Annotated in this window: 18 protein-coding genes; 13 read left to right on the top strand and 5 right to left on the bottom strand. The window is 69.3% G+C overall.

Annotated features, from left to right (window positions below):
- Positions 1-233: 233 nt before the first annotated feature.
- The 9 genes from LI92_RS02290 (at position 234) to LI92_RS02250 (ending at position 11,010) form a co-directional block, all read left to right on the top strand.
- Complete coding sequence (locus tag LI92_RS02290) at positions 234-1,112, top strand: DMT family transporter (protein ID WP_046315461.1); 879 nt, start codon at positions 234-236, stop codon at positions 1,110-1,112.
- A 94-nt stretch (positions 1,113-1,206) separates the two neighbouring features.
- Positions 1,207-2,124, top strand: coding sequence for a DMT family transporter (locus LI92_RS02285; RefSeq protein ID WP_046315460.1), 918 nt, complete (start codon positions 1,207-1,209; stop codon positions 2,122-2,124).
- Between the two features lie 10 nt (positions 2,125-2,134).
- The gene (locus LI92_RS02280) at positions 2,135-2,803 is read left to right on the top strand and encodes a class III extradiol ring-cleavage dioxygenase family protein (protein WP_046315523.1); all 669 of its coding nucleotides are present in this window, start codon (positions 2,135-2,137) and stop codon (positions 2,801-2,803) included.
- Positions 2,800-3,705 carry a tRNA (adenosine(37)-N6)-dimethylallyltransferase MiaA gene (miaA, locus tag LI92_RS02275; RefSeq protein ID WP_046315458.1) on the top strand — a complete coding sequence of 302 codons (906 nt, stop codon included), beginning with the start codon at positions 2,800-2,802 and terminating at the stop codon, positions 3,703-3,705. The genes LI92_RS02280 and miaA overlap by 4 nt, the downstream gene beginning before the upstream one ends.
- A gap of 4 nt (positions 3,706-3,709) precedes the next feature.
- Positions 3,710-4,588, top strand: a complete 879-nt coding sequence (dapF, locus tag LI92_RS02270; RefSeq protein ID WP_046315456.1) for a diaminopimelate epimerase — start codon at positions 3,710-3,712, stop codon at positions 4,586-4,588.
- Positions 4,585-6,006, top strand: coding sequence for a GTPase HflX (gene hflX / locus LI92_RS02265; RefSeq protein WP_046315521.1), 1,422 nt, complete (start codon positions 4,585-4,587; stop codon positions 6,004-6,006). The genes dapF and hflX overlap by 4 nt, the downstream gene beginning before the upstream one ends.
- A gap of 214 nt (positions 6,007-6,220) precedes the next feature.
- Positions 6,221-7,552, top strand: a complete 1,332-nt coding sequence (locus LI92_RS02260; RefSeq protein WP_046315454.1) for a DEAD/DEAH box helicase — start codon at positions 6,221-6,223, stop codon at positions 7,550-7,552.
- 90 nt (positions 7,553-7,642) lie between these two features.
- Positions 7,643-8,803, top strand: coding sequence for an acyl-CoA dehydrogenase family protein (locus LI92_RS02255; RefSeq protein ID WP_046315453.1), 1,161 nt, complete (start codon positions 7,643-7,645; stop codon positions 8,801-8,803).
- A gap of 212 nt (positions 8,804-9,015) precedes the next feature.
- Complete coding sequence (locus tag LI92_RS02250; protein WP_082109501.1) at positions 9,016-11,010, top strand: sunset domain-containing protein; 1,995 nt, start codon at positions 9,016-9,018, stop codon at positions 11,008-11,010.
- Here the strand turns inward: LI92_RS02250 and LI92_RS02245 are convergent, their stop codons facing one another.
- Both LI92_RS02245 and lexA read right to left on the bottom strand, forming a co-directional pair.
- A complete protein-coding gene (locus LI92_RS02245) occupies positions 11,011-11,463 on the bottom strand; it encodes a nuclear transport factor 2 family protein (RefSeq protein ID WP_204368883.1) in 453 nt (150 codons plus the stop codon). It abuts the gene before it with no gap.
- 2 nt (positions 11,464-11,465) lie between these two features.
- On the bottom strand, positions 11,466-12,152 hold the full coding sequence (lexA, locus tag LI92_RS02240; RefSeq protein WP_046315446.1) for a transcriptional repressor LexA: 687 nt from the start codon (positions 12,150-12,152) through the stop codon (positions 11,466-11,468).
- 214 nt (positions 12,153-12,366) lie between these two features.
- On the opposite strand from lexA, the gene LI92_RS02235 reads away from it, so the two are divergent.
- The 3 genes from LI92_RS02235 to LI92_RS02225 all read left to right on the top strand — a co-directional run bounded on the left by LI92_RS02235 (position 12,367) and on the right by LI92_RS02225 (position 14,007).
- Positions 12,367-12,876 (top strand): LysM peptidoglycan-binding domain-containing protein, encoded by a 510-nt coding sequence (locus LI92_RS02235; RefSeq protein WP_046315445.1) that lies wholly within the window; start codon positions 12,367-12,369, stop codon positions 12,874-12,876.
- A gap of 145 nt (positions 12,877-13,021) precedes the next feature.
- Positions 13,022-13,486: a transcriptional regulator NrdR gene (nrdR, locus tag LI92_RS02230; RefSeq protein ID WP_046315443.1), complete on the top strand. Its 465-nt coding sequence runs from the start codon at positions 13,022-13,024 to the stop codon at positions 13,484-13,486.
- 35 nt (positions 13,487-13,521) lie between these two features.
- A complete protein-coding gene (locus LI92_RS02225; protein ID WP_046315441.1) occupies positions 13,522-14,007 on the top strand; it encodes a peroxynitrite isomerase in 486 nt (161 codons plus the stop codon).
- A gap of 13 nt (positions 14,008-14,020) precedes the next feature.
- Here LI92_RS02225 and LI92_RS02220 read toward each other — a convergent pair whose 3' ends face one another.
- Positions 14,021-14,998, bottom strand: coding sequence for a proteasome assembly chaperone family protein (locus LI92_RS02220; protein WP_046315519.1), 978 nt, complete (start codon positions 14,996-14,998; stop codon positions 14,021-14,023).
- A gap of 299 nt (positions 14,999-15,297) precedes the next feature.
- On the opposite strand from LI92_RS02220, the gene LI92_RS02215 reads away from it, so the two are divergent.
- The gene (locus tag LI92_RS02215) at positions 15,298-16,353 is read left to right on the top strand and encodes a DUF4192 domain-containing protein (protein ID WP_046315517.1); all 1,056 of its coding nucleotides are present in this window, start codon (positions 15,298-15,300) and stop codon (positions 16,351-16,353) included.
- 10 nt (positions 16,354-16,363) lie between these two features.
- Here the strand turns inward: LI92_RS02215 and LI92_RS02210 are convergent, their stop codons facing one another.
- Both LI92_RS02210 and LI92_RS02205 read right to left on the bottom strand, forming a co-directional pair.
- Positions 16,364-17,056, bottom strand: coding sequence for an iron-dependent transcriptional repressor DtxR (locus tag LI92_RS02210; protein ID WP_046315439.1), 693 nt, complete (start codon positions 17,054-17,056; stop codon positions 16,364-16,366).
- A 176-nt stretch (positions 17,057-17,232) separates the two neighbouring features.
- A complete protein-coding gene (locus LI92_RS02205; RefSeq protein WP_046315437.1) occupies positions 17,233-18,198 on the bottom strand; it encodes a sigma-70 family RNA polymerase sigma factor in 966 nt (321 codons plus the stop codon).
- Positions 18,199-18,296: the final 98 nt, after the last annotated feature.

The raw sequence follows: 18,296 nt of genomic DNA, 5'->3' as shown, positions 1-18,296 counted from the left end.
TCGTCACCTAACCCTTCGCGGGATAGCCCGCGCATCTGCCGCGCGCCGCGGCGCCTTCGATATGCCTGGAAGTATTCAAGAGTATTCAAGCAGTAACCCGCCACACTGTGCCGCCAACTCGGCGGTTCAGCGAGGCTCGCCGCAGGAGGGATCAGGCTGGGGTCGCCGCGTAGGCCGGGCGGTAGCCTGTCCGATCGTCACCGATATTCCCGGCGGACCGGTAGGAGGCGGCCATGGCGAAAGAGACGGTAGCCGTGCTGTTCGCTCTCGGTGCGGCGCTGTTCGGCGCGATCAGTGACGTGATCCAGCAGCACAGCGCCCAGCGTGTCGGCGACCAAGCTGTGGGATCCGCCGCACTGTTCGCCCGTTTGCTGACCGACCGGCGCTGGTGGGTCGGCAGCGTGTCGGGCGTGGTGGGACTGGCTCTGCAGGCGGTCGCGCTGGGACTCGGATCGGGGCTGCTGGTGGAGTCACTGCTGGTCACGTCGCTGCTGTTCGCGCTGCCGCTGGGCGCTCGCCAGGCCGGCCGGCGGCTGGCCCCGTCGGTCTGGCTGTGGGCGGGGCTGCTGGTCGCGGCCTTGGCGGTGGTCATCATCGTCGGCAATCCCACCGCCGGGCAGCCACGGGCGTCGCTGGACGGCTGGGTGTGGGTGATCGGCGTGCTGGCGCCGACGATGCTGCTGTGCGTGATCGGAGCGCGTATCTATGCCGGGCGGGCCGTCGCGGCTGTGCTGCTGGCTGCGGTGTCGGCCATCGCCTGGGGAATCTTCGCGGTGCTGACCAAGGGGGTGGTCGATCTGATCGGCCATGGCCCCCGCGCGCTGCTGACCGCTCCGGAGCTGTATGCCTGGGGAGCTCTGGCCCTGGTGGGCATGGTTTACCAGCAGTCGGCGTTTCGCGCCGGGGCCCTGACGGCCTCGCTACCCACGATCACGGTGCTCGAACCCCTGGTGGCCGCAACGCTGGGTGTGGTCCTGCTCGGCGAGGTGCTCAATCCGGGCCGCGACGCCGTCTTCATCCTGGTGCTGGCGGTGGGCACGCTGGTCGCCGCGGTTGCGGCGCTTTCGCGGGATCAGGCGGCCACCGCCGAGGCCCCGGCGGTCGCCACATAGCGGAGGATTGCCAGCGGGCGGGTTACCGCCGTCGGCCTTGCTCCCGGGCCGCCACGCCGACTGCGGGTATCGTTGCGCGTCTGAGGAGGGGGTCATGTCGACAGGAAACGTCCTAGCGGCGCTGATAGCGCTGTGCGCTGCCTTGGCGTCCGCGATCGGCGACGTGATCCGGCAGCGTTCCGCCCAGGAGATCACCGACCGACACGTTGGCCACCTGGAGCTGTTTCGGCTCTCGCTGCGTGACCCTCGGTGGTGGGGCGGGGGCGCTGCGGCGGTGGCCAACTACGCACTGCAAGCGGTGGCCTTAGCGGTCGGTTCGGTGATGCTGGTGACCGGCCTGCAGGTGACCGCGCTGCTGTTCGCCCTGCCGATCTATGCCTGGCTGACCCGGCGTCCGGTGACCAGCCGTGAGTGGATGTGGGCCGTCCTGCTGGCCGCCTCGCTGGCGGTGGTGGTGATCGTGGGCGATCCCACCGAGGGCAAACGCCACGCTCCGGCGGCCACCTGGATCATCGTCGCGGTGGTCCTGCCGACGGTGTTGGTCGGCTGCGTACTGGCCGCCCGGATGTTCCGCGGCCGGCCGGCCGCCGCGGTGCTGCTTGCCGTGGTGGCCGGGACGTCGCTGGCGGTGTTCGCCCTGCTGACCAAGGTGCTGGTGGAAGTGCTCAAGGCCGACGGTTTCGCCGCGGTGCTGCGCGCCCCGGCGCTGGTGCCCTGGGTTGCGGCGACGCTGGCCGGGATGATCTTCCAGCAGTCGGCGTTTCGGGCCGGCGCGCTGACGGCGTCCATGCCGACGATGATCGTGGCCAAACCGCTGGTGGCCACCGCCCTGGGCGTGCTGCTGCTCAACGAGACGATCCAGGCCGGTGGCGCAGAGGACGTCGCGGTGATCGCCGGGGTGATCCTGGTCGTGGTCGCCACGGCCGCCCTGGCTCGCGGTGAGGCGGCCACCATCGTCGCCGATGCGGGCGCGGACCTGGCCGTGCCGGTGGCCGCGCCGTCGAACGGCTAACTTGGGTGCCGTGCTGGGACCGATAGCGATCATGCCGTCGGCGCCGGTGCTGGTGCCCGAACTGGCCGGCGCCGCCGCCGAAGCCGCCGAGTTACGGAATGCGGCGCTGGGCGCCGCGGCGCTGCTGCCGCGCCGGTGGGTGGCTCTCGGCGCCGGACCGGACGGGGTCTTCGGGCCGGACAGCGCGGGCAGTTTCGGGGGATTCGGCGCCGATGTGACGGTCGGGTTGTCGCCGAAGGCCCGGCAGGTGGTTGATCTGCCGTTGTGCGCGTTGCTGGCCGGCTGGGTGCGCGGGCAGGTCTGCCCGGATGGCGAGGTGGTGGTTTACTCCAGCGCCGATCCCGGCTCGGCGTGGACCACCGGGGCTCGGCTGCGCGCCGAGCTCGACCAGCAGGCCGAGCCCACGGGCGTGCTGGTGCTTGCCGACGGCGCCGCCACGCTGACGCCGGCAGCACCCGGCGGCTACCACCCAGAACAGCGGGAACATCAGCACGCGCTCGACGAGGCGCTGGCCGGCGGCGACGTCGCCGCACTGGCCGGGCTGCCCCCACAGATCGTCGGCCGGGCGGGATTCGCGGCACTGGCCGGGCTGGCCGGGACGGCACCGCGCGCGGTCAAGCAGCTCTACTGCGACGCGCCGTACGGGGTCGGCTACTTCGTGGGGGTCTGGCAGCCGTGAGGCCGATCGCCATCGTCGGACCCACCGGCACCGGAAAATCACAACTGGCCTTGGAGCTCGCGGCGCGGCTGGGCGGTGAGATCGTCAACGCCGACGCCATGCAGCTCTACCGCGGCATGGACATCGGCACCGCCAAGCTGTTGCCGCACGAGCGCGGCGGCATCGCGCACCACCAACTCGACGTGCTCGACGTCACCCAGACCGCGACGGTGGCCCGCTACCAGCAGGCCGCCACGGCCGACGTGGCGGCAATCACGGCCCGCGGCGCGGTCCCGATCATCGTTGGTGGGTCGATGCTCTATCTGCAGGCCCTGCTCGACGACTGGTGTTTCCCGGCCACCGATCCGGTGGTACGTGCCCGCTACGAGCAGCGGTTGGCAGAAGTCGGGGTCGCCGCCCTGCACGCCGAACTGGCCGGCGTCGATCCGGCCGCCGCCGCTTCGATCCTGGCGACCGACGGCAGGAGGATCGTGCGGGCACTGGAAGTCGTGGAGCTGACCGGCCAGCCCTTCGCCGCCTCGGCGCCCGCCATCGGAACTCCGCGCTGGAATACCGTGATACTCGGCTTGGATTGCGACACAACCATTCTCGATGAACGGTTGGCCACCCGGACCGACTCGATGTTTGCCAACGGCCTGGTGGCCGAAGTCCAGGGCCTACTGGAGGCGGGGCTGCGCGAGGGAGTCACGGCCGCCAGGGCCCTGGGATACGCCCAGGTGATCGCCGACCTTCAGGCCGGCGGCGACGGCACCGGCGCCGCCGAACCGACGTTCATCGGCACCCGCCGCTACGTGCGCCGGCAGCGATCCTGGTTTCGGCGCGATCACCGCATCCAGTGGCTCGACGCCGCCGCCGGCGGCCTGCTCGACGCGGCGTTGCGGGCGGTGCGGCACGTATCCTGAGCACATGCTTTTCGCCAAGGGCCACGGCACCCAGAACGACTTCGTGTTGCTGCCGGACCTGGACGCGGCGGTGCGGTTGACCCCCGCCGCGGTGGCCGCCCTGTGCGACCGCCGTCGCGGCCTGGGGGCCGACGGTCTGCTGCGGGTCACCACCGCAGGTGCCGCGCTGCAGGCAGGTGTGCTCGACCGCCTTCCCGAAGCGGTGGCGCCCGCGGACTGGTTCATGGACTACCGCAACGCCGACGGTTCGGTTGCCGAGATGTGCGGCAACGGAGTCCGGGTCTTCGCGCACTATCTGCGGGCTGCCGGCCTGGAAACCCGCGATGAGTTCGTGGTCGCCTCACTGGCGGGGCCCCGGCCGGTGGTCGTCCACCACGCCGACGACGTGCACGCCGACGTCACGGTGGACATGGGCAAGCCGAACCTGCTCGGCAGCACCGGCCCCGCATTCGAGGCGGTGGTCGGCGGCAAGCGGTTCGCCGGCCTGGGCGTCGATATGGGGAACCCGCATCTGGCCTGCGTGGATCCGGAGCTGTCCGCGGCAGCGCTGGCTGCCCTTGACGTGGCAGCCCCGGTGTCGTTCGACACCACGGCGTTCCCGAACGGGGTGAATGTGGAGATCGTGACCGCGCCGCGCGACGGAGCGGTGCGGATGCGGGTGCATGAGCGCGGCGTCGGTGAGACCCGCTCGTGCGGCACCGGCACGGTGGCTGCCGCGGTGGCGGCTCTGGCCCATACCGGCTCGTCGACGGGCACGCTGTGCGTCGAGATCCCGGGCGGACGGGTCAGCGTCACCGTCACCGAGGCCGGCAGCTACCTGCGTGGGCCGTCGGAACTGGTGGCCCGGGGCGAAATCGCGCCCCAGTGGTGGGCGGCCCAGTGACCTATCCCGACGCGAGGACGCAGCCCAGCACCGGTGAGCTCAACCTCGACGACCGCGCTGCATTGCGCCGGGTCGCCGGGCTGTCCACCGAACTCGCCGATATCTCCGAGGTCGAATACCGCCAGCTGCGCCTGGAGCGGGTGGTGCTCGTGGGCGTGTGGACCGAGGGCACCGCAGCCGAGGCCGACGCCAGCATGGTGGAACTGGCCGCCCTGGCCGAGACCGCCGGTTCGGAGGTGCTCGAGGGCCTGATCCAGCGCCGGGAACGGCCTGACCCGGCCACCTACATCGGCTCGGGCAAGGCCCATGAACTGCGGGAGCTGGTGCTGGCCACGGGGGCCGACACGGTGATCTGCGACGGTGAACTGTCCCCGGCGCAACTGACCGCGCTGGAAAAAGCGGTCAAGGTCAAGGTGATCGACCGCACCGCGTTGATCCTCGACATCTTCGCTCAGCACGCCACCAGTGCCGAGGGCAAGGCGCAGGTGGCGCTGGCGCAGATGCAGTACATGCTGCCGCGGCTGCGCGGCTGGGGCGAGTCGATGTCACGGCAGGCCGGCGGACGGGCCGGCGGCAGCGGCGGCGGAGTGGGCCTGCGTGGCCCCGGTGAGACCAAGATCGAGACCGACCGGCGGCGGATCCGGGAACGGATGTCAAAGTTGCGCCGCGAGATCCGGGCCATGAAGCAGGTGCGCGACACGCAGCGCAGCCGTCGCCGGCACAGTGACGTCCCCTCGGTGGCGATCGTTGGCTATACCAACGCCGGTAAGTCGAGCCTTCTCAACGCATTGACCGGCGCCGGGGTGCTGGTTCAGGATGCGTTGTTCGCCACACTGGAACCGACCAGCCGTCGTGGCCAATTCGACGATGACCGCCCCTTTGTGCTCACCGACACAGTCGGCTTTGTGCGCCACCTGCCCACCCAGCTGGTGGAGGCGTTTCGCTCCACACTCGAGGAAGTCGCCGACGCCGACCTGCTGGTCCATGTGGTCGACGGATCGGATGCAGCCCCATTGGCGCAGATCAGCGCGGTGCGCGAGGTGATCTCCGAAGTCATCGCCGAACGTCATTCGGGCCGCAGCGACCAGCGTGCCCCGGAGCTGCTGGTGGTCAACAAGATTGACGCCGCGGGTGATTTGGCGTTGGCCCAGCTGCGCCGTGCCCTGCCCGATGCGGTGTTCGTTTCGGCACACACCGGAGACGGCATCGACGTGTTGCGGCAGCGAATGGGGCAGCTGGTGGCGCCCGTCGACACCGCTGTAGATGTCGTGATCCCTTATGGCCGTGGTGATTTGGTTGCAAGGGTGCATGAGCAAGGCCGGGTGCAGCAGGCCGAACACGGTGAGGGTGGCACCCGGATCCGTGCCCGGGTCCCGTTGGCGCTGGCGGCCAGTCTGCGGGAATTCGCCGCCCTTTAGGCATTCGGCGCACCGTGCGATAGGCTGGCGATCACGCGTCGTGGAACGCTTACTCACCGCCATTGCGGCCATCGGGCCGTGATTCAGCCGGTTCCAAAGCTCTTCTCGCGGCGATCGCTATTGCCAACAGGCAATCTCGCCAACCCTGTGTTGCAGATGGATCGGTCAGTTCGTGTTGACCGCTGCGGCGCAGCCGATGCCGGAAAGGCATGACATGACAACCCCTTCATTCGCCGACCTCGGCGTGCCCGCCGCACTTGTGCGCGTGCTCGCCGAGCGCGAAATCGCTGCTCCGTTCCCGATTCAGGTGGCGACACTGCCGGACAGCCTGGCCGGCCGCGACGTGCTGGGCCGCGGCAAGACCGGTAGCGGCAAGACGCTGGCCTTCTCTCTGCCGCTGGTGGTTCGGCTGGCCGGTGACAAGTGCCGTCCCGCGGCGCCCACGGGCCTGGTGCTGGCACCCACGCGCGAGCTGGCGACCCAGATCGCCGCAACCCTGGAACCGCTGGCCCGGGCCAGCGGTCTGAAGGTGACCACCGTCTTCGGCGGGGTGTCGCAGAACCGTCAGGTGGCTGCGCTCAACTCCGGCGCCGACATCGTGGTGGCCTGCCCCGGCCGCCTGGAAGACCTGATGAAGCAGCGGCTGATCACGCTGGACGCGGTACGCATCAGCGTGCTGGACGAGGCAGACCACATGGCCGATCTCGGTTTCTTGCCGGGAGTCACCCGCATTCTGGCTGCCACTGCCGAAACCGGTCAGCGACTGCTGTTTTCGGCGACGCTGGACAACGGGGTGGACAAGCTGGTTCGGCGCTTCCTGCGGAATCCGGTGTTGCACTCCGTCGATGAGCTCGACGCGCCTCCTCCGGCCATGACCCACCATGTGTTCCACGTGTCGGGTCTGCAGGAGAAGAAGGAACTGGTGCAGCTGCTCGCGTCGGGAACCGGGCGGCGAATCCTGTTCCTGCGCACCAAGCACCAGGCCAGGAAACTGGCCCGGCAACTGACCGAGAGCGGTGTTCCCTCGGTCGATCTGCACGGCAACCTGTCCCAGCCGGCCCGTCAGCGTAATCTCGCGGCCTTCGCCGACGGCGAGGTACGGGTGCTGGTGGCCACTGACATCGCTGCCCGCGGCGTCCACGTCGACGAAGTCGAGCTGGTCGTGCATGTGGATCCGCCCGCCGAGCACAAGGCTTACCTGCATCGCTCCGGGCGCACCGCTCGGGCCGGCAGCGCCGGAGACGTCGTCACTCTGGTCCTGCCCGAGCAGCGCAGTGAGACCCAGGTGCTGCTGCGCCGCGCCGGCATCACCGTCGCCCCGCAGCAGGTGGCCGCCGATTCGGTTTCGGTGCTCGACTTGGTGGGGGAGGTCGCGCCGTTGCGCGCGCCCGCGCCGGTAGTCGCCGCCCCGGCACGCGTTGCGACCGCGCCGGCCCGCTCGGGCCGCCCGCGGCGCCGGCGAAGCGGCACCCAGCAGCAGGCTCCGGTGGCCGACTCCCGGCGCCGGCAGCGCGGCGGCACCGGTCCGCGGCGCCAGGCCGGGTAGGCAGCAGATCCCCCTATCCACCACCACGGGCGACCAACCATCCGGTTGGTCTATCCTCGTCGGAAAGATCAGTCGACCGGAGGTCAGGCAATGAGTGCCGCAATCAAGTACCAGCGAACCCTGTTCGAGCCCGAGCACGAGCTGTTCCGGGAGTCGTTCCGGGCCTTCCTGGATCGCCACGCCGCGCCCTACCAGGAAGAGTGGGAAAAGGCCAAGATCGTCGACCGCGCGGTGTGGTTGGAGGCCGGCAAGCAGGGCTTTCTGGGCATGGCGGTGCCCGAGGAGTACGGGGGCGGCGGCAACCCCGACTTCCGATACAACACGATCATCACCGAGGAAGTCACTGCCGGGCGCTACAGCGGGTTGGGCTTCAGCCTGCACAACGACGTCTGCGCGCCCTACCTGCTGGAACTGTGCAACGAGGAGCAGAAGCAGCGCTGGCTGCCCAAGTTCTGCACCGGTGAGCTGATCACCGCGATCGCGATGACCGAGCCGGGTACCGGCAGTGACCTGCAGGGGATCAAGACCCGTGCGGTCCGCCAGGGCGACCACTACGTGCTCAACGGCTCCAAGACGTTCATCACCAACGGCATCCACTCCGATCTGGTGATCGTGGTGGCCCAGACCGACCCCGACAAGGGCGCACAGGGCTTCTCCCTGCTGGTCGTGGAGCGCGGGATGGAGGGCTTCGAGCGCGGCCGGCACCTGGACAAGATCGGTCTGGACGCCCAGGACACCGCCGAGCTGTCGTTCACCGACGTGCATGTGCCGGTGGAGAACCTGCTCGGCGAGGAGGGCAAGGGCTTCATCTACCTGATGCAGAACCTGCCCCAGGAGCGGATCTCGATCGCGATCATGGCCGCCGGGGCGATGGAGGCGGTGCTGGAGCAGACGATCCAGTACACCAAGGAGCGCAAGGCGTTCGGCAAGCCGATCGGCAGTTTCCAGAACAGCCGGTTCCTGCTGGCCGAGTTGGCCACCGAGGCCACCGTGGTGCGGATGTTGGTCGACGAGTTCGTGAAGCTGCACCTGGACAAGAAGCTGACGGTCGAGCAGGCCGCCATGGCCAAGTGGTATGCCACCGAGAAGCAGGTGCACCTGATCGACCGCTGTCTGCAGCTGCACGGCGGATACGGTTACATGCGCGAATACCCGGTCGCCCGGGCTTATCTGGATGCCCGCGTTCAGACCATTTACGGCGGCACCACCGAGATCATGAAAGAGATCATCGGTCGCAGCCTGGGCGTCTAGCCGCGGCAAAACCGAACAGTTGAGGCGTCCCGCGGACGCTCTCAGGGGCGCTACCTGCAGGTTTGGTAGCGCCCTTTGTTCGCGTCAGGGCTGATGGTTTGGCATCATTTCAGTATCGGGTGGGTATCTGTTTCCGCAATATCGGATACTGGGCTTCGAAATTCGGCCGGATTGCGGGAAAGTCTATGCCGGAAATATTTGCGTCGATAACGATGCCTGGGAGGGCGCTGGTGACTAGTCGGAGAGATCGGTTCGGCAAGACGGCGGTGCGCGCGGCGCTCGGCCTCGTGGCCACGGTCACCGTGCTGTTGTCGGTGCACACCGCTGCCGCAACACCCGATAGCGATGCCCAGGACGCCATCACGGCGGCATGGCAGGCGGCCGGCGGGGAAGGCTCGCCGCTGGGGCCGCCCAAGGGGGAGGTGCACCCGGCCGGCGGCGGGTTCGCCCAGGACTTCGCCGGGGGGACAATCTTCTTCACCCCGGAGACCGGGGCCAAGGCGCTCTACGGTGCGATTCTGGACAAGTACGAGGCGCTGGGCGGGGCGGCGGACAACGGCCTGGGTTTCCCCAGCAGTGACGAAGTCCCCGGCCTCGTACCGGGCAGTCGGGTGGCCATCCTGTCCGGCGCCGACAACCCGGTGATCTTCTGGACGCCCGAGCATGGCGCGCACGTGGTGCGCGGACCGATCAACGCCGGTTGGGACAAGCTGGGCAGCTCCACCGGCGCGCTCGGCGTCCCGGTCGAGGACGAGCGCTACGACGGTGCCGTCGTCACCCAGAAGTTCAGCGCCGGTGCGCTCTCCTTCGACAGCGCGACCCGGACCTTCACCACGGTGCCGCCGGAACTGGCGGCGCAGCTGGCCGACGTGGAGGCCCAGGTGGATCCGGCGGCGGCCATCGACCAGGCGTGGCGCACCGCCGGCGGACCGGCCGGCGCGCTGGGCGCAAAGGAGGGCGGCCTGTATGCGATCGGCGACAACGGCGCCGCCGGCCAGGACTTCGTGCACGGCAAGGTCTACTTCAGCCCCGTCACCGGCGCCAACGCGGTCACAGGCGACGTACTGGCCAAGTACGAGTCCCTGGGCGGGCCGGCCGGCAGCGATCTCGGCTTCCCCATCACCAGCACCGCCGACGGGGCGGCCGCCGGCAGCAAGTTCAATGCGTTCGCCGCCGACGACGAGCCGGTGATCTTCTTCAGCCCCGACAAGGGCGCCTTCGTGGTGCGCAGCGCGATGAAGGCGGCCTGGGACAAGCTCGACGGAGCTACCGGCCGGCTCGGCGTCCCGGTGGGCGATCAAACGGTCGAAGGCGATGTGGTGTCGCAGAAGTTCAGCGGCGGCACGATCACCTGGAACCAGGCCACGAACACCTTCAGCGCCGATCCGGCCGAGCTGGCGCAATCGCTGTCCGGCGTGCAGATCCCCGGGATGAACCTGCCCGAGGGCAGTAAGGCCACCACGGGCGTCACCGCCAAGGAGACGCGGTGGAACTGGCTGTGGGTGCTGATTCCCGTTGCGGTGCTGGCGGTTCTGGGCGCGCTCGCCGGGGCGGCGATGTGGTGGCAGCGGCGGCGGCCGGCCAACGGGCGTACGAGCCCGCCGGTCGCGGTGCCCGCCCCGGCTGCCGATGAGCGCGACGACGAGGACGAGCAGTGGGCGCACCAAGACCACCGCGAGGACCGTCGTGAGGAGCACCGGGAGTTCGAGGGCACCGTCCGGCTGCCCAGCCGGTACGGGTCGGCGCCGTATCCCTCCGAGCCCGAACTGCCCGTGTCCACCGGTGCCGATGCGCCGTGGCTGCACTACGGCGAGAACGACACCGAGGCCAACCTCGACGACGATGACGACACCGACACCGCGCCCACCCGAACGGTGACCGACGAGGACTTCGGTTCCGGTCGGCACGCGGTGGGCAACGGTGGCGCCCCGGCCGATCCGCACAGGTTCGGCGGCGGCGCGGAGCCGCGCAGCTTCGGCCGCGGCACGTCCGGGCGCGGTTTCGGCATCGAGGAAACGGTGCATCCGGTGATGCATCTGCCGCTCGACGACCCGTATCAGCAGCCGAACGGCTACCCGATCAAGGCGAACATCGGCTCGGGGCTTTACTACACCCCGCAGAACGCGCTGTATGACGACACCCTCGCCGAGATCTGGTTCGCCACCGAGGAGGCGGCGCGGCTCAACGGCTTCACGCGGGCCGGCTGATCACCGCAGCGGCAGTGGCAGATTCGCCTCGGCCGGCGGGCGGGGCCCGAAGATTCGGCGCTGATCTTCGGCGATGCGAATGTCGTTGATGCTCGACTCGCGTCGGCTCATTCGGCCGTCGGGGGCGAACTCCCACAGCTCGTTGCCGTAGCTGCGCCACCACTGGCCGTCGGCGTCCCGGCATTCGTACTGGTAGCGCACCGCGATTCGGTTGCCCTCCCAGCACCACAGGTCCTTCCGCAGCGCGTAGTCGCGCTCGGCGGCCCACTTGCGTTGCAGGAAGGCCTCGATCTCCGCGCGGCCGGTGAGGAACTCGTCGCGGTTACGCCACAGCGAGTCCTCGGTGTACGCCAGCGCCACGCGCGCGGGATCCCTGCTGTTCCAAGCGTCTTCGGCGGCCTGCACCTTGCGTTGTGCCGACGCGGCGTCGAACGGCGGGACGGGCGCGAACACGGTCAGATCTTGCGGATGACGGTCACGACCTTGCCCAGCACCACCGCGTCGTTACCCGGGATCGGGTCGAAGATCGGGTTGTGCGGCATCAGCCAAACCTGGCCGCCGGTGCGCTTGAAGGTCTTGACGGTGGCCTCCCCGTCGATCATGGCGGCGACGATGTCACCGTTGTCGGCGACGTTTTGTTGGCGCACCACAACCCAGTCGCCGTCGCAGATCGCGGCATCGACCATCGACTCGCCGACGACCTTGAGCAAGAACAGCTCTCCTTCGCCCACCAGTTCGCGGGGGAGGGGGAACACATCCTCGACGGCCTCCTCGGCCAGGATCGGCCCGCCGGCTGCGATCCGGCCCAGGACCGGCACGAACGTGGGTTCGGGCAGCGCGTCCGACCCGGCGAATTCGGTGGTCTGGGCGGCCTCGGCGGCACCGGCCACATCGTCTAGGCCGCGGACGTCGACTGCCCGGGGACGGTTGGGATCACGGCGCAGATAGCCCTTGCGCTCGAGCGTGCGCAGCTGGTGGGCGACCGAGGAGGTGGAGGTCAGCCCGACGGCATCGCCGATCTCGCGGATGCTCGGCGGGTAGCCCCGCTCGTTCACCGAGGCGCGGATGACGCTCAGGATGGTGCGCTGACGGGGGGTCAGCGCTGCGTCCGGCCCCGTGGCGCTACTGCTGCTGTCGCTCATGGGGGCGAATCTAGTCGCCGAGCTGCGATTAATCAAACATGTGTTCGAGGTGTGTCGCGCGATCGTTCGAACTGCTGGGCGAGTTTGTCGGAGCTGTTCGCTAATGTTTTCGACAACGATTCGATCACATGTTCGGAAATCGAACATACAAGCGATTACTATTCGAACAGTCGAGCGAACAGGGTCGCCGACGCCGAGCGAGGGAGAACCGCACATGATGCTCATCGACACGATCTCTGTGACCTCTGCGACCGCCGAGCCCGCCGGGCGCCAGTCTGCGCGGACCCATCGGGCTCCGCTGACATCAGGTCGCGCCCACCCGGTCTACACCCGCCCGGCGCGTCTGGTCCGGACCCGCCCGGGTGCCGCGCCGATGCGGCAGCGCGGCACCGGGGTGCTGATGTCGCGCGCGCCGCATCGGCCGCAGGCGGCCAAGGCCATCACCCCGGCTACCACGGTGGTGCTCGCATTGATCGCCGCCGCCATCACGGTGTGGCTCGGGCTGATCGCGCAGTTCGGCGCGGCCGCCGCCGGCGGTGCCTCCGCGGTGCCGGACCGGCTCGGTGTCGTACGAGTCCAGAGCGGGGAGAGTTTGCAGCACCTGGCGGCGCGCGTGGCACCCGACGCGCCGGCCGGGCAGGTCATCGAGCGCATCCGCGAACTCAACGGCCTGGAGACGGTGGCCCTCGACGCCGGCCAGACGCTGATCGCGCCGTTGGGCTGAGGCCCCCGTGCTCATCCGGCGGCCGCTTGCAGCCACTGCCGGACCCCGACGGCCGGCCGCGCAGGTACGCTCGCAGGGGTCTCAACGGCCCGGGGCGCCTCACCTGTCAGAGGGCTCTGGTTCTCGGCACGGCGAAGGAGCGGCGATGCACTGCCCGTTTTGTCGCCATCCAGACTCTCGGGTGGTGGACTCCCGCGAAACCGATGAGGGCCAGGCGATCCGGCGCCGTCGTTCGTGTCCGGAATGCGGTCGCCGGTTCTCCACGGTGGAGACCGCGGTGCTGGCGGTGGTCAAGCGCAGTGGCGTCACCGAACCGTTCAGCCGGGAGAAGGTCATCAGTGGGGTACGGCGGGCCTGCCAGGGCCGCCAGGTCGATGACGACGCGCTGAACCTGCTGGCACAGCAGGTCGAGGACGCTGTTCGGGCCGCGGGCTCACCGGAGATCCCCAGCCATGAGGTGGGGTTGGCGATATTGGGCCCGCTGCGCGAGCTCGACGAGGTGGCCTACCTGCGGTTCGCCTCGGTGTACCGGTCGTTTTCCTCCGCCGCCGACTTCGAGCGGGAGATTCAGTCCCTGCGTGAGCACCGCGAGATGCCCAGCCCCGATTGAGCCGTACCGGCTCCTGGGCGCATTACGCTGGCGGGATGGCACCGCAGCTGCATCCGAACCTTGTGGAGCTGGCACCGCTGTTGGGCACCTGGTCGGGCGAGGGCTTCGGGGTCTATCCGACGATCGCCTCGTTCGACTATCTCGAAGAGGTGGTGTTCTCCCACGTCGGTAAGCCATTCCTCGTCTACAGCCAGAAAACCCGCTCGCCGGTCGACGGCCTGCCTCTGCATGCCGAGACCGGCTATCTGCGCGTGCCGCAGCCCGGCCGGATCGAATGGGTGCTGGCGCACCCGAGTGGCATCACCGAGATCGAGGTCGGCAGCTACGCGGTCACCGGCACCGGCGTGGAGCTACGGCTGTCGGCCACCGCGATCGGGCTGGCGCCGACCGCCAAGGAAGTGACCGCGCTGAGCCGCGTTTACCGGCTCGACGGCGATGAGTTGTCCTACACGCTGGAGATGGGCGCCGTCGGCCAGCCCGCGCAGAACCACCTGACCGCCACCCTTGGCCGCACCGCGTAACCCGCGGCTGGGCTCACTCGTCGCCGTCGCGATTCTTCTTGGCCTCTTGGGCCAGGAAGCGCTCGAATTCGGCTCCCAGCTCGTCGGCGCTCGGCAGGTCCTCGTCGCGTGACAGTAGCGAACGGTTCTGCTGGGCGGTGACAAACGCGTCGTACTGGTGTTCCAGAGCCGTCACCACCTGGGCGACCTCGGCGCTCGCCTGCACCTGTTGGTCGATCTTGGCCCGGATCTCGGCACCGGCCTCGCGGAGTTCGGTCAGCGGCAGCTCCAGCGCGCCGCTCTGGGCCGCCTGCTTGAGCAGCGCCTCAGCCGCGTCGGGGTAGTCGGTCTGCGCGACGTAATGGGGCACGTGAACGGTGAAACCCACGACCTCGTGGCCGTGCTGCGCCATCCTGTACTCCAGCAGGTTGGATGCGCTGCCCGGTACCTGGACCTCGGTGATCCACGGCGTGAACTCGCTGATGAGCTCCCGGTTGTTGGAGTGCGCGGTCAGGGTCACCGGACGGGTGTGCGGCACGGCCATGGGGATGGTGCCCAAGCCGATGGTCCGTCGCACTCCGAGCTGTTCGGCAAGCAGTCGCACGGCTGTGATGAAACGCTCCCATTTCAGGTCGGGCTCCATGCCCGCCAGCAACAGGAACGGGGTGCCCGCGCTGTCACGCAACGCGTGCAGGTTCAGCTCGGGCTCGCTGTAATGGGTGAAGTGGTCGGACTTGAACGTCATCAGCGGCCGGCGCGACCGGTAGTCGAGCAGGTCATCGATCGCGAACGACGCCACCAGTTCGCTGTCCAGCGTCGCCTTGAGGTGGCGGGCCGCCAATCGGATCGCGTGGCCGGCGTCGGAGAAGCCCTCCAAGGCGTGAATCAGCACCGGTCCCTCGCCGTTGGCCGACATCAGCTGCGGTGCCGGAACTTCCAGCTCGTACATACCGCTCTGCTCGGCCTGGTAGTGCCGGTCCCGGCCGGGACCGTTGTCCGGGTAGTCGGCCATCGTCTTTGCCTCCTCGTTGTGCGGATCGCACTCGCCATTTTCCCCCACCGGGGGACGCACCGGAACACGGTGCACTCTGCAGGTGATCAACGTCGCGGTGCAGCGGCGGAATTCCGCGGGGGTCCGGCGTTCGCTCACCGGAGAACGCGCTGGCAGCCGGCCCCGCGGCAGCGCGACGCCGCACGGCTTCGCGGCGTCGCCCGAACAGCTGTCCACACCCGCCGGTTCATCCCCAACGCGGGGTGCGGTATGGCATGGACGCGCCCGGCGTGACGGACCTTGTCGTCACCGTTGCAGCCATGACAACTAAGCAACCGGACTTCACGCTGAACCGGCCCGAAGCGCTGATCGCGGCGTTGCCGGCCATCCTCGGCTTCGTGCCGGAGAACTCCCTGGTTCTGGTCTTGCTCGACGGTGCTGCACTGGGTTCGGTGCTGCGGGTCGATCTGAGCGACACGCTCATCGGCACCCTGGGGCGGCTCGCGGAGGTGGCTGCCGCCGCCGCGCCGGCGGAGGCCGTCGCGGTGCTCGTCGACGAGCAGGGAGCCGGCTGCCCGGCCTGCGGCGATCAGCACCGGGAGCTGATCGCCCGGCTGACCGAAGAGCTGTCGCGCCGCGACATCGCGCTGCTCGGAGCGCATGTGGTGGATCAGGTGGCCCGGGGCGGCCGGTGGCATTGCGCCGACGGCTGCGGTGCCGGCGGTCCCGTCGACGACCCGGAGGCGTCGCCACTGGCCGCCGCCGCAGTGCTGGAGGGCAGGCGACTGTATTCCCGCCGTGCGGACCTTCAAGCGGTGGTCACCCCCGATGACGCGGTGCGCCGTGCCGCGGTGGCCGCGGCGATCGCCGACTGTGCGGCAGAGCGGGCCGCCGGGCGCGATGCGGCTCTCGTCCGGGCCCGCCGCGACGTCGCGCAGGTGCTGGCTGCCATCGCTGCGCTGGCGGGCGGACAGGAGCCGGGCGAGGCGGAGTTGGCCCGGCTCGGATGTTCGCTCTCCGACGTGCTGGTCCGGGACACCCTGTGCGCCTTGGCGATCGGGGAGCGCGCCGCCGAAGCCGAGCTGCTGTGGTCGACCCTGGCCCGGGCTCTGCCCGAGCCCTGGCGGGCCGAGGCGCTGGTCCTGCTGGCGTTCAGCGCCTACGCGCGTGGGGACGGGCCGCTGGCCGGGGTGTCGCTGGAAGCCGCCCTGCGCAGTGTGCCGGGGCATCGGATGGCGGGCCTACTCGACACCGCCCTGCAATCCGGGCTGCGGCCGGAGCGTATCCGTGGGCTGGCCGACACCGGCTACCGGCTGGGCCGGCAGATCGGGGGGCGCCTGCCGCACCGGCAGGACCCGGACCGGCGGGCCGGTTGAGGACCGGGCGTCAGACTTTCTGGACCTTCACGGCGTGCGCCATCTCGTAGGGGAGGCTCACATCGGTGTGGCCGGGGATCACGATGGTCACACCGTCGTCGCCGTCAGTCTGGACGGTCACCCTGGCGTTGGGCACCACACCGGCTTCCTTGAGCCGGGTGATCAGGTCGATATCGCCCTGGACGTGCTCGGTGAACAGGCGAACCACCACCGCCACCGGGGCGCCGGCCGGCAGTTCGGTCAGCCGGACGAGGTCGGAATCGCCGCCGCCGGACCCGGCGCCGAAACCGAGATCCAGAAGACCGGGGATGGGATTGCCGAACGGCGACGTGGTCGGGTTGTCGAGCACCTGAACAAGGCGCCGCTCGACGTCCTCGCTCATCACATGCTCCCAGCGACAGGCCTCGGCATGCACCTCTTCCAGCGGCAGGCCGATGACGTCGACGAGCAGGCGTTCGGCCAGCCGGTGCTTGCGCATCACGGAGACGGCCAGGGCGCGCCCCTTCTCGGTGAGTTCGAGATGACGGTCGCCGGCCACCTTCAGCAGGCCGTCGCGTTCCATCCGGGACACCGTCTGACTGACGGTCGGGCCACTTTGTTCCAGGCGCTCGGCGATGCGTGCCCGCAGCGGGGTGACACCCTCTTCCTCAAGGTCGTAGATCGTCCTGAGGTACATCTCGGTGGTATCAACCAAGTCATTCATTCGGCACCTTCCGTCGCAGCTGAGTCTACTTGGGCAGCCAACGCCGCGGGGAGTCGCGATGCTCGGCGTTGCGGCGGCAATGCACGTCTGCAGATGCAGGTCCGGCGGGCCTCCGCGATCTGCGGCGGCCCGCCGGAACGGGGACGATGCACCGGGCCCGACCGAGCCCGCCGGTGTCAGCTGGCGTAGGAACGCAGCCGGTCGGCGCGCTCGCCGTGGCGCAGCTTCGCCATCACCTCGCGCTCGATCTGGCGGACCCGCTCGCGCGACAGACCGAACAGCTTGCCGATCTGGTCCAGCGTGCGGGGCTGACCGTCGTCGAGGCCGAACCGCAGCCGGATCACCTGATGCTCCCGCTCGTCGAGGGTGGCCAGAACACTGCGGATATCGGTGTGCAGCAACTCGGCGATCACCGCGTTCTCCGCCGACATCGCCTCGGAGTCCTCGATGAAGTCGCCCAGCGGGGCCTCCTCGTCAGAGCCGACCGGCATGTCGAGGCTGACCGGGTCGCGGCTGTGCTCGAGCAGGTCGTTGATCCGTTCCGCCGGAATGCCGGACTCGGCGGCCAGCTCTTCGTCAGTGGCCTCGCGGCCCAGCTGCTGGTGCATCTCACGCTTGATCCGCGCCAGCTTGTTGACCTGTTCGACCAGGTGGACCGGAAGCCGGATGGTGCGGCTCTGATCCGCCATGCCTCGGGTGATGGCCTGGCGAATCCACCAGGTGGCGTAGGTGGAGAACTTGAAGCCCTTGGTGTAGTCGAACTTCTCCATCGCGCGGATCAGACCGAGGTTGCCCTCCTGGATCAGGTCCAGCAGCGGCATGCCCCGGCCGGTGTAGCGCTTGGCCAGTGAGACCACCAGACGCAGGTTGGCTTCCAGCAGGTGCCGACGTGCGGACTCGCCGTCTCGCACCACCGCTGCCAGTTCGCGCTTGCGCTTCTCGCCGAAGCGCTTGCGGGTGTCGAGCAGGTGCTGGGCGTAGAGCCCGGCCTCGATCCGCTTGGCGAGCTCCACCTCGTCGGCGGCATTGAGCAACGCGGTTTTGCCGATGCCGTTGAGGTACACCCGTACCAGATCTGCGGCTGGGCTCTGCGCGTCCAGATCGCCGTCGATCCGACTCATGCTGGCATCTGCCTTTGCCATTGCGGCCTCCCGTTGATCGGCTTCAGCTGTCACAGGTGTCAACGCCCGACACGCACGCAGAGTTCCCGGCCGATCGCATTTCCACACCACTTGACGTG

The organism is Mycobacterium sp. UM_Kg1, assembly GCF_000972925.1.
Lineage (GTDB): Bacteria > Actinomycetota > Actinomycetes > Mycobacteriales > Mycobacteriaceae > Mycobacterium > Mycobacterium hiberniae.
Note: the sequence above shows the minus strand (reverse complement) of the source record. Positions and strands in the feature narration are given on the sequence as shown.

Bases quoted from the DNA above. Each gene is read 5' to 3' on its own strand.
- LI92_RS02290 (WP_046315461.1), top strand. From the start codon at position 234: ATGGCGAAAGAGACGGTAGCCGTGCTGTTCGCTCTCGGTGCGGCGCTG.
- LI92_RS02285 (WP_046315460.1), top strand. From the start codon at position 1,207: ATGTCGACAGGAAACGTCCTAGCGGCGCTGATAGCGCTGTGCGCTGCC.
- dapF (WP_046315456.1), top strand. From the start codon at position 3,710: ATGCTTTTCGCCAAGGGCCACGGCACCCAGAACGACTTCGTGTTGCTG.
- LI92_RS02260 (WP_046315454.1), top strand. From the start codon at position 6,221: ATGACAACCCCTTCATTCGCCGACCTCGGCGTGCCCGCCGCACTTGTG.
- LI92_RS02255 (WP_046315453.1), top strand. From the start codon at position 7,643: ATGAGTGCCGCAATCAAGTACCAGCGAACCCTGTTCGAGCCCGAGCAC.
- LI92_RS02250 (WP_082109501.1), top strand. From the start codon at position 9,016: ATGCCTGGGAGGGCGCTGGTGACTAGTCGGAGAGATCGGTTCGGCAAG.
- lexA (WP_046315446.1), bottom strand. From the start codon at position 12,152: ATGAGCGACAGCAGCAGTAGCGCCACGGGGCCGGACGCAGCGCTGACC.
- LI92_RS02235 (WP_046315445.1), top strand. From the start codon at position 12,367: ATGATGCTCATCGACACGATCTCTGTGACCTCTGCGACCGCCGAGCCC.
- nrdR (WP_046315443.1), top strand. From the start codon at position 13,022: ATGCACTGCCCGTTTTGTCGCCATCCAGACTCTCGGGTGGTGGACTCC.
- LI92_RS02225 (WP_046315441.1), top strand. From the start codon at position 13,522: ATGGCACCGCAGCTGCATCCGAACCTTGTGGAGCTGGCACCGCTGTTG.
- LI92_RS02220 (WP_046315519.1), bottom strand. From the start codon at position 14,998: ATGGCCGACTACCCGGACAACGGTCCCGGCCGGGACCGGCACTACCAG.
- LI92_RS02215 (WP_046315517.1), top strand. From the start codon at position 15,298: ATGACAACTAAGCAACCGGACTTCACGCTGAACCGGCCCGAAGCGCTG.
- LI92_RS02210 (WP_046315439.1), bottom strand. From the start codon at position 17,056: ATGAATGACTTGGTTGATACCACCGAGATGTACCTCAGGACGATCTAC.
- LI92_RS02205 (WP_046315437.1), bottom strand. From the start codon at position 18,198: ATGGCAAAGGCAGATGCCAGCATGAGTCGGATCGACGGCGATCTGGAC.